The organism is Actinomadura fibrosa (genome assembly GCF_900659615.1).
GTDB lineage: Bacteria > Actinomycetota > Actinomycetes > Streptosporangiales > Streptosporangiaceae > Spirillospora > Spirillospora fibrosa.
This window is the reverse complement of the sequence record NZ_CAACUY010000516.1, coordinates 1-2,056: the sequence shown is the minus strand read 5'-3', so window position 1 is coordinate 2,056 and position 2,056 is coordinate 1. Positions and strand designations below refer to the sequence as shown.

At 69.8% G+C, this 2,056-nt stretch carries 2 protein-coding genes; both read left to right on the top strand.

The genetic code is table 11. The features are described from left to right. Nucleotides 1-437, top strand: a 437-nt coding sequence (locus E1300_RS49270; protein ID WP_131764121.1) for an IS5 family transposase, incomplete at its 5' end; no start/stop codon positions are given. A gap of 351 nt (nt 438-788) precedes the next feature. Further along, on the top strand, nt 789-2,018 hold the full coding sequence (locus tag E1300_RS49265) for an IS110 family RNA-guided transposase (protein ID WP_131764122.1): 1,230 nt from the start codon (nt 789-791) through the stop codon (nt 2,016-2,018). Nucleotides 2,019-2,056: the final 38 nt, after the last annotated feature.

Here is a 2,056-nt window from a genome sequence, read left to right as displayed (position 1 = left end):
GGCCCAAAACCGGGCCGAGTCCGGTCGACCGTGGCCGGCCGGGCTCTGAGCACCACGTGCTGACCGACGGCCACGGCACCCCGCTGGCTGTGTCCCTGACCGGTGGGAACCGCAACGACGTCACCCAACTGGCCCCGCTGCTGGACAAGGTCGCGCCCATCCGGGGCCGGGTGGGACGGCCCCGCCGAAGACCAGCGTGTCTGCTGGCCGACCGCGGTTACGACCACGACAAACACCGCCGCCTGGTCCGCGCCCGCGGCATCCGGCCACGCATCGCCCGCCGCGGAACCCCGCACGGCTCCGGCCTGGGCGTGCACCGCTACGTCGTCGAGCGCACCATCGCGATCCTGCACTGGTTCCGCCGGCTGCGCATCCGCTGGGAGATCCGCGACGACATCCACGAGACCTTCATGACCCTGGCCGCAGCCATCATCTAATAAGGGTCGTCGCGTCGAAGCCTGTGGCATATCTGGTCCGTTGAGGCCTGGAGCAAGACCGTGCAGGCGCGGCCCGTCGTGGTGGACGGGCTGGAGGAATCATGCCCGCCACCGCGGCGGCATCGGGCACGTTGTCGATCGTGGTTCGAGCCGCCCGCGCGGTGCATCCCTCGCCATCATCAGAGTCTGTGAGGCCTATCAGCAGACTGGGAGCCCGTGCGGGTCGCTGGGATCGCGAACGGCTCCATCGGAGGCCAGGCCACGAGCCTTGTTATTAGAGCGCTGCGCGTTCCCTGCCAGGTCAAACCCACAGTCCAGCATGCCGAGGGCGACCAAAGGAGAGAGCCCCACGTGAAAGTGTTCTGCGGGATCGACTGGGCCGAATCCCACCACGACATCGCGCTGATCGACGGCGCCGGTGACCTGGTGGCCAAACGCCGGATCAAAGACACCGCCGACGGATACGGTGAGCTGCTGCAATTGCTCGCCGACGCCGGCGACGACCCGGCCGACCCGATCCCGGTCGCCATCGAGACCCCGCGCGGCCTGCTGGTCGCCGCGCTGCGCGGCACCGGCCGCAAGGTCTACTCCATCAACCCGATGGCCGTGGCCCGCTACCGCGAACGCCACACCGTGTCCCGCAAGAAATCCGACCACCTCGACGCCATGACGCTGGCCAACATCCTGCGCACCGACGCCCACGCGCACCGGCCGCTGCCCGACGACACCGAACTCGCCCGCGCCATCACCGTGCTGGCCCGCGCCCACCAAGACGCCACATGGCGGCGCACCAAGGCCTCCAACGAGCTGCGCTCGCTGCTGCGCGAGTACTTCCCCACCTTCCTAGCCGCGTTCGCCGGCCGCACCACCAACCTGACCAGCCGAGAGGCCCGCGCCGTTCTGGCGATCGCCCTCACACCGACAGCTGCCGCCCAACTGACGCGCCCCCGCATCGCAGCGGCGCTGCGCCGGGCCGGTCGGCAACGCGGCATCGACGTCCTGGCCGGGCAACTCCACCAGGCGCTACGGCAGCCGCAGCTACATCACCCGCCGCTCGTCGAAAGGGCCATGGGCGAACAGGCCCGCGCGCTCCTGGCCGTCCTGGACACCGAATGCGCCAACGCCGACCGCCTGGGCGAAACCGTCGCCGAGGCCTTCCACCAGCACCCCGACCATAAGGTCATCACCAGCTTCCCCGGCCTCAGCGACCAACTCGGCGCCAGGGTCCTAGCCGAGATCGGCGACGACCGCGACCGCTTCGCCGACGCCCGCGCGCTCAAGGCCTACGCCGGATCAGCGCCAGTCACCCGCGCCTCCGGCCGGAGCATCTCCATCACCCACCGAACGATCAAGAACGATCGCCTCGCCGGCGCCGGGTTCGTCTGGGCCTTCGCGGCCTCGACCAACCACGAACCAGCCCGAGCCCACTACCAGCGACGCCGCAACCAAGGCGACCGGCACTCAGCCGCTCTCCGGCACCTGTTCAACCGGATGCTCGGCCAGCTCTTCCACTGCCTCCAAACCAGCCAGACCTACGACCCCGACAAGGCCTTCACCCCCACCCTCATGACGGCCGCTTGACGGCTTAGCACCATCGGAGGTCTGCTGGCGACGCCTCG